5 protein-coding genes are annotated in these 7832 nt (G+C 67.3%); all 5 read left to right on the forward strand.

Going from position 1 to position 7832, the window contains the following annotated elements; all coding sequences use genetic code 11:
* Positions 1-261 precede the first annotated feature (261 nt).
* The 5 genes from FVW20_RS02840 (at position 262) to FVW20_RS02860 (ending at position 7671) form a co-directional block, all read left to right on the forward strand.
* Entirely contained in the window at positions 262-714 is a 453-nt protein-coding gene (locus FVW20_RS02840) for a MarR family winged helix-turn-helix transcriptional regulator (RefSeq protein ID WP_196608209.1), read from the forward strand.
* 146 nt (positions 715-860) lie between these two features.
* Entirely contained in the window at positions 861-1706 is an 846-nt protein-coding gene (locus FVW20_RS02845) for a DUF169 domain-containing protein (RefSeq protein ID WP_196608210.1), read from the forward strand.
* A 314-nt stretch (positions 1707-2020) separates the two neighbouring features.
* Positions 2021-2788: a TetR/AcrR family transcriptional regulator gene (locus FVW20_RS02850; RefSeq protein WP_231038811.1), complete on the forward strand. Its 768-nt coding sequence runs from the start codon at positions 2021-2023 to the stop codon at positions 2786-2788.
* A gap of 322 nt (positions 2789-3110) precedes the next feature.
* Positions 3111-4412, forward strand: coding sequence for an efflux RND transporter periplasmic adaptor subunit (locus tag FVW20_RS02855; protein ID WP_196608212.1), 1302 nt, complete (start codon positions 3111-3113; stop codon positions 4410-4412).
* Positions 4413-4434: 22 nt separating this feature from the next.
* Entirely contained in the window at positions 4435-7671 is a 3237-nt protein-coding gene (locus tag FVW20_RS02860; RefSeq protein ID WP_196608213.1) for an efflux RND transporter permease subunit, read from the forward strand.
* Positions 7672-7832 lie beyond the last annotated feature (161 nt).

Below are 7832 nucleotides of genomic sequence, written 5' to 3' on the forward strand. Positions count from 1 at the left end.
CCGGGCCGAACCCGCAGACCACCCGCCGGGCCATCGCCCATTCCGCCCATCGCCCTCGCGGGGTGTGCCCCGCGCGCCATGCCGTGCACGCTTGCCGTGCGCGGTCCATGGCGCACGCACGCCTTCCCTGTCCGGCTTCACAGTCCGCCCTTCCCTCTCCGCCCGGTTTTTCCGCCCGGACATCCGGGCGTTTTCCGTGCCTCCATCCGTTTCGGCGTCCGAACAGTTGACATCGACAACCATTTGCCTACAGTGGTTGACATGAACAACTTCTTTTTCGACCCGGAATCCTCCCTGGGCTTCATGACCTTCACGACCAACCGCCTCATGGCGTCCTTCCTGCGCCGCCGCATGGCCCAGGCAGGCATCGACCTCACCGCCGAACAGTGGGGTGTCATGGTCTTTGTGTGGAACCGGGGAACCATCGGGCAGGACGAACTGACCCACGCCCTGTGCATGGACAAGACGGGCATGAGCCGCCTGCTGGCCACCATGGAAGACAAGGGGCTGGTCACCCGCAATCCCGACCCCGACGACGCCCGGCGCAGGGTCGTCACGGCCACGCAGGCGGGCGACGCCCTGAAGGAGCGCAGCCGCGCCGTGGCCGAGGAAGCCCTGGTCCTGCTGCTGCAGGACGTCAGCCCGCAGGACCACGCCACCTGCATGCGGGTGCTGGCCACGGTGAAGGACACCCTGCGCGGCCTCGCCCCCTGAGCCGCCCCGCTGAGCCGACCCCCTGAGTCGACCCCCTGACCCGGACAGCAGGGCCGGATCGCCTGGCCACCCTCGCCAGAACCCCGCCCCACGAAAATCCTGGCCGCCGCGCGGCCTGCCATTCGCACCAACACGGGAGGAGCACCATGCAGACCGTCATCGAACGCACCCAGCGCCTGCTGGAACTGCTGGGCCACGACGAGGAACCCTTCGGCGTGCACTACACCGACGTACAACCCGTGGACGGCTTTGGCCCCAAACACGGCGAAATCTTTACCCGCGACCGCGAGGCCGCCGGGCAGATCGACTGGAGCAAGGCCTTCACCAACGAATTTTCCTGCCTGGTCGGCAATGTCTGGCTGGCCCGCAGGAAAAAACGGGCGGCGTGGATCAGCCACGAGGCGTGCGGCTGCATGGGCGGCGGCTTCTACTCCGGCATGTACCGGCCCTATCTGGAAACCAACATCTGCTACGTGACCACGGGCATTCCCGGCACCCCCATGGAAGGCGAGCACTACCTGCCCGACCATCCGTCCATGCGCGCCTTCATGGATGACACCATGCCCCCGGAAGCCCCGGCCAAGTACTGCGTGCTCAAGCCGCTGGGCCAGTTCGACGACGGCGAAGAACCGCTGGTGGTGGCCTTCTTCGCCCGGCCAGAGGCGCTCAACGGCCTGTTCTCGCTGGCCTGCTACGCCACGGGCAACCACAACGCCGTGGCCTCGCCCTTCAGCGCGGGGTGCGGCGCCCTCATCGCCTGGCCACTGGCCTACCAGCAGCGCGGCGAGGAACGGGCGGTGATCGGCGGGTTCGACCTTTCGGCCCGCAAATTCATGAAGACCGACGAAATGAGCTTTGCCGCACCCCTGCCCATGTACCGCAAGATGCTGGACGCCATGGAGCATTCCGCGCTCACCCGCCATACCTGGCAGGGCGTGCGCAAGAAGGTGGGCAAGAGCATGCGCGCATGGGGAGAGGCCGCGGCGGACTGACCCGCCGGCATGAGCGCGGCGCGCTGGCGGATCCACCCAGCGCGCCGCCGCCCCAGTAGGTTGAGCATCATTCACCCTGCCCCGGAACAAGGCGCATGGCGCCCCCTGCCCGTCCCTCCTGCACCCCCCTCCCTTGCGCAGAACCAGTCGGCGCATCCGGGCCACCGACCCGTGCGCAAGGGGAGCGGGACTGCGCTTGACAGTGAAGTTCCGAAGGCATATTCACGCTTCAAACAATGATTGAATTTTGAATTTGAAACGATGTTGGCAAGCAGTGAAACGACAGGGAGCGGGCAATGAGCGAGCATGGCCGCATGAACAGACGGCAGGACCACCGCCAGTGGACCTCCTTGCCCGACGAACAGGACATGCCAGACAGACCGGGCAGGTCAGGCAGGCCGGACCAGTCCGGCAGGCAGGACCAGGGCACGCGCGAGCGGCTGCTGGCCGCCGCCGCGGAGGTGTTTGCCGAGCATGGCTACAACGCCGCCACGGTGCGCGAAATCTGCCGTCGGGCCGGGGCCAACGTGGCCGCCGTGAACTACCATTTCGGAGGCAAGGACAACCTGTACGCCGCCATGCTGGACCACTACATGCGCACCTGCCAGGCGGCCTTTCCGCTGGACGTGGGGGTAACGCCCGACTCCCCGCCCAGGGAGCGTCTGCGCGCCTTCGTGCACGGACTGGTGCAGCGCATCCTTGGCGGTGGCGACGATCCGGTCAGCCAGGCGCACGGCAAACTGGTGTCGCTGGAACTCATCGACCCCACCCCGGCCTGCGACGGGCTGCTGCGCGAGCACATCGCACCGGTCAACGACCTGCTGGCCGACATCCTGCGCGGATTACTGGGCCCGGCGGCGGACGACCCGGACGTGCTGCGCACCTGCCTGCTGGCCATTTTCGGGCACATTTCGTTCCACTACAACGGTCGCGCCGCCATCGTCCATTTCTACGGACACGAGGAACTGACCCCCGAGGTGCTGCACCGCATCGCCGAAGGGGTGACCCGCTTCACCCTGGGCGGCATCATGGCCATGTCCGGCACCGCCGCCTGCCAGGCCACCGGACCGCCCACGGCCTGATGCAGGCAGGAAGGCTTGCCGAAGGGCGCACCCGCTGCCCGCAGGCTGACGACGGCAGCGTCACCATGTCCGCACGGGATTACGCAGTCCAAACCCCGGACAGTGAGGCGACACGGTGTTGACGGCCACCGCAGCCCCATGTAGAACGCTACACTTCGATAGTAAGCTACCGAATAGCATCCTATCGGATTTCCCCCGTTCCCTGCCCGCACCGCCGCAACGCGGGCAGGCACGACCCGCCGGAACTCCGACAGACACACTCAACCGCCCCGTATGTCGGCGCACCGGCGCATCCCGCGCCGCGCCGAGGAGGAACCACTCCATGCAGTACCACTTCCCCATTCCGTCCCCCCGCGCCCGCGCCGGAGCAGTCGCCTCGGCGCGGCCCCTGCCCGCCCTGCACATGGGGCTGTTCGCCCTGGTCCTTGCCCTTGCGGCCATGCTGGCCGGGTGCAAGGACGAATCCGCCGCCCCCAAGGCCATGCCCGCCCCCCTGGTGGTGGTGCAGCAGGTGCAGCCGCGCGACCTGCCCCTGACCTACGAATACGTGGGGCAGACGGCTGGCTCGCGCGAGGTCGAGGTGCGCGCCCGCGTGGGCGGCATCCTGATGCGCCGCGCCTACACCGAAGGCCGCCCGGTGAAGAAGGGCGACCTGATGTTCGAGATCGATCCCGAACCGTTCAAGGCCGACCTTGAGCAGGCGCTGGGTCAGCAGGCCCAGGCCGAGGCGCGCCTGCAAAGCGCCCAGAGCAACCGCGACCGCGTGCTGCCCCTGTACCGCGAGAACGCCGTCAGCCAGAAGGACCGCGACGACGCCGTGGCCGAGTTCGATTCGGCCAGGGCCGCGCTGGAAGAAGCGCGCGCCCGCGTGAAGACCGCGCGCATCAATCTTGGATACACCCGCGTCGAGGCCCCCATCTCCGGCATGACCAGCAAGGAAACCCGCTCAGAGGGCAGCCTTGTCACCACCACCGCAGAGGGCAGCCTGCTGACCACCATCTCCAGGGTGGACCCGGTGTACGTGAACTTCTCCGCCCCCAGCGTGGACCTGTTCCGCCTGCGCCGCATGCGCGAGGAAGGCAGGATCACCCTGCCCAAGAAGGGGTATGACGTGACCGTGCGGCTCATCGACGGCTCCATCTACAAGCGCACCGGCACGGTGAACTTCATCGACCCCCAGGTGGACCCGCTGACCGGCACCATCCGCGTGCGCGCCGAATTCCCCAACCCCGAGGCGGAAGTGCTGCCCGGCCAGTTCGTGCGCGTGGTCATGAGCGGCGCGATCTACAACAACGCCCTGGCCATTCCCCAGCGCGCCGTGCTGCAAACCCAGCAGGGCCCCATGGTGTGGGTGATCGGCGAAGGCGACATCGCCCAGCCGCGCCCCGTGGAAATCAGCCTGCCCATCGACAACCAGTACATCGTGGAAAAGGGCCTGACCCCCGGTGAACGCATCGTGGTCGAAGGCCTGCTGAAGGTGCGCCCCGGCCAGCCGGTGACCATCGGCCAGCCGCGCGAAGCCCAGTCCGGTCAGTCCGGCCAATCCGGTCAATCCGGCCAGCCCGGCCAGAACGGGCAGGCCCCCGCCGGAAACGCGACCAAGGCCGCAAACCAGGGTTCCTAGCCCGCCCCCAGCAGGATTTGCCATGATATCGCGTTTCTTCATCCATCGCCCCATCTTCGCGTGCGTGATCTCCATCGTGATCATGCTGGCGGGGTTCATGGCCATGCGTGCGCTGCCCATCGCGCAATACCCGGAACTTGTGCCGCCGCAGGTCATCGTCTCCGCCGTGTATCCCGGCGCCAGCCCAGAGGTCATCGCGGCCACGGTGGCCTCGCCGCTGGAACAGCAGATCAACGGCGTGGACGGCATGCTGTACATGAACTCGGTCAGCGCCGGTAACGGCCAGATGACCATTTCCGTGTCCTTTGCCGTGGGCACCGACCCCGACCAGGCCACCATCAACGTCAACAACCGGGTGCAGGCCGCCACCGCCTCGCTGCCCGAGGAAGTGCGCCGCCAGGGCGTCACCGTGACCAAGCGGTCGCCCTCCATCCTGCAGGTGGTGAACACCTTCTCGCCCGACGGGCGCTACGATTCGGTCTACATCAGCAACTACGTCCTGGTGAACGTGGTGGACGAGCTCAAGCGCCTTCCCGGCGTTGGCGATGCCTCCATCTTCGGCGCCAAGGACTATTCCATGCGCATCTGGCTGCACCCGGACAAGCTGGCCCAGCTCAAGCTGACCCCCGGCGACGTGGCGCTGGCCATCCGCGAGCAGAACGCCCAGTTCGCCGCCGGGCGCATCGGGCAGGAACCGTCCAGCAGCCCGCTGGAACTGAACTACCTGGTCACCACCAAGGGGCGCCTGACCAACCCCGAGGAATTCGAGAACATCATCCTGCGGGCAGAGCCGGACGGCTCCACCCTGCTGCTCAAGCATGTGGCCCGCGTGGAACTGGGCGCCAAGGACTACGACGTCCGCACCCAGCTCAACGGCAAGCCCACCGTGGCCGTCGGCGTGTTCCTGACGCCCGGCGCCAACGCGCTGGAAACGGCAGACCGCGTTGCCGCCAAGATGCAGGAACTGTCGCAGCGCTTCCCCGACGGCATCAGCTACTCCATCCCCTACGACACCACCGAGTTCGTGCGCATCTCCATCAACGAGGTGGTCCACACCCTGGTGGAAGCCATGGTGCTGGTGTTCCTGGTGGTGTTCCTGTTCCTGCAGAACTGGCGGGCCACGCTCATCCCCTGCCTTGCGGTGCCGGTGTCCATCGTGGGCACCTTCGCGGGCATGTACGCGCTGGGCTTCTCCATCAACACGCTGACATTGTTCGGTCTGGTGCTGGCCATCGGCATCGTGGTGGACGACGCCATCGTGGTGCTGGAAAACGTGGAACGCATCATGTCCTCCGAGCGGTTGTCGCCGCGAAAGGCCACCATCAAGGCCATGGAGGAAGTGACCGGGCCGGTCATCGCCATCGTGCTGGTGCTGTGCTCAGTGTTCGTTCCCGTGGCCTTCATGGGCGGCCTTGCCGGGCAGATGTACAAGCAGTTCGCCATCACCATTGCGGTGTCGGTGGTCATCTCCGGCCTGGTGGCCCTGACGCTGACGCCCGCCCTGTGCGCGCTGATGCTGAAGCCCGGCCATCATGAGCCGCCCATGTTCTTCCGCTGGTTCAACGCCTGGTTCGAGCGCGTCACCCACCGCTACACCGGCGGGGTGACCTTCCTGATCCGCCGCGCGGGCCTTGCGCTGGTGTTGTTCGCCTGCCTCGGCGGCGCCACCTGGCACCTCTTCCAGGTGGTGCCCGGCGGCCTCGCCCCGGACGAGGACCAGGGCTACATCATCGGCCTGTCCATCCTGCCCGACGGGGCCAGCCTGCAACGCACCCGCGTGGTGGCCGACCTGATCGACAAGAGCCACCTGGAAGACCCCCGCGTGGCCAACCTGATCACCCTGACCGGCTACGACCTGCTGTCCGGGGTGCCCAAGCCCAACTTCGTCACCTCGTTCGTGCCGCTGAAGCCGTGGGACGAGCGCAAGGGCGAGGGACAGTCGTCGTTCGACTACGCCCGCAAGGTGTTCGGCGTGGGCATGGGCGTGCCGGAAGGCATCGTGCTGGCCTTCAACCCGCCGCCCATCTCGGGCATGAGCAACACCGGCGGCTTCGAACTGTACGTGCAGAACCGCGGCGAAGGCGACAGCAAGGCCCTGGCGGGCATGGTGGGCAAGCTCATCGCCGCCGCCTCCAAGCGGCCCGAACTGGCGGGCGTGCAGACCACCTTCAGCGCCAACGCACCGCAACTGTTCATCAGCCTGGACCGCAACAAGGCGAAAGCCCTGGGCGTGCCGGTGAACACCATCTTCGACACCATGCAGGCCACCTTTGGCGCCAGCTACGTGAACGACTTCAACAAGTTCGGGCGTACCTTCAAGGTGCAGATGCAGTCGGAGGCCGACTTCCGCGCCCGCCCGGCGGACGTGGCCAACGTGTTCGTGCGGGCCACCTCGGGCGAGATGATTCCCCTCACCTCGCTGGTGGACGTGCAGGAAGTGACCGGCCCCGAGGTGGTGGAACGCTTCAACGTGTTCCCCGCCGCCAAGGTGGTGGGCGGCCCCGCCCCCGGGTACAGCTCCGGCCAGGCCATCGCCGCCATTGAAGCCGTGGCGGCGGAGGTCATGCCGCCGGACTACACCCTGGCCTGGTCCGGTTCCGCCTACCAGGAAAAGCAGGCCGGCGGCTCGTCGTCGCTGGTGTTCGTGCTGGGCCTGGTCATGGTGTTCCTGATCCTGGCGGCGCAGTACGAAAAATGGTCGCTGCCGCTGGCGGTCATCATGGCCGTGCCGTTCGCCCTGTTCGGGGCCATCACCGCAGTATGGCTGCGCGGCCTTGCCAACGACGTGTACCTGCAGATCTCGCTGGTCACGCTCATCGGCCTTGCGGCCAAGAACGCCATCCTCATCGTGGAATTCGCGGTGATCAAGCGGCACGAGGGGCTTTCGCTGGTGGAATCGGCCATCGAGGCCGCCCGCCTGCGCTTCCGCCCCATCATCATGACCTCGCTGGCCTTCGTGCTGGGCTGCGTGCCGCTGGCCATCAGCAGCGGCGCGGGCGCGGCCAGCCGCCACTCCATCGGCACCGGCGTCATCGGCGGGATGCTGGCGGCGACCTTCATCGCCACCTTCTTCATCCCCATGTTCTACCGGCTGATCATGGGCGTGAGCGAACGCATGCGCGGCACCGAGGCCATGCGCACCATGGCCGTGGGCAAGTACTGCGAAGAGCAGCGCCACTCGGCCTTCGAAGACCTGCCGCCGGACAACGCGGCGGGCGCGGGCGACGACGCCTGCAACAAGGAGAAGCGCCATGACTAGTTGGACTGGCCTGACGGGCAGGACTTGCCTGACGGGTTTCATATACGGCAAGGGGCGGCACGTGGCCGCCCCGGCCCGCCCGGAGCGCCCGGAGCGGGTGACGCGGCAGCTGACGCTGCTGCTGGCAGCGGCCATGCTGGCAACCACGCTGGCCGGGTGCT

Source organism: Nitratidesulfovibrio oxamicus, assembly GCF_015731765.1.
Classification (GTDB): domain Bacteria; phylum Desulfobacterota; class Desulfovibrionia; order Desulfovibrionales; family Desulfovibrionaceae; genus Cupidesulfovibrio; species Cupidesulfovibrio oxamicus.

Excerpts from the sequence above, each read along its gene's own strand:
- FVW20_RS02855 (WP_196608212.1), top strand. The coding sequence starts at position 3,111 with ATGCAGTACCACTTCCCCATTCCGTCCCCCCGCGCCCGCGCCGGAGCA.
- FVW20_RS02840 (WP_196608209.1), top strand. The coding sequence starts at position 262 with ATGAACAACTTCTTTTTCGACCCGGAATCCTCCCTGGGCTTCATGACC.
- FVW20_RS02845 (WP_196608210.1), top strand. The coding sequence starts at position 861 with ATGCAGACCGTCATCGAACGCACCCAGCGCCTGCTGGAACTGCTGGGC.
- FVW20_RS02860 (WP_196608213.1), top strand. The coding sequence starts at position 4,435 with ATGATATCGCGTTTCTTCATCCATCGCCCCATCTTCGCGTGCGTGATC.
- FVW20_RS02850 (WP_231038811.1), top strand. The coding sequence starts at position 2,021 with ATGAACAGACGGCAGGACCACCGCCAGTGGACCTCCTTGCCCGACGAA.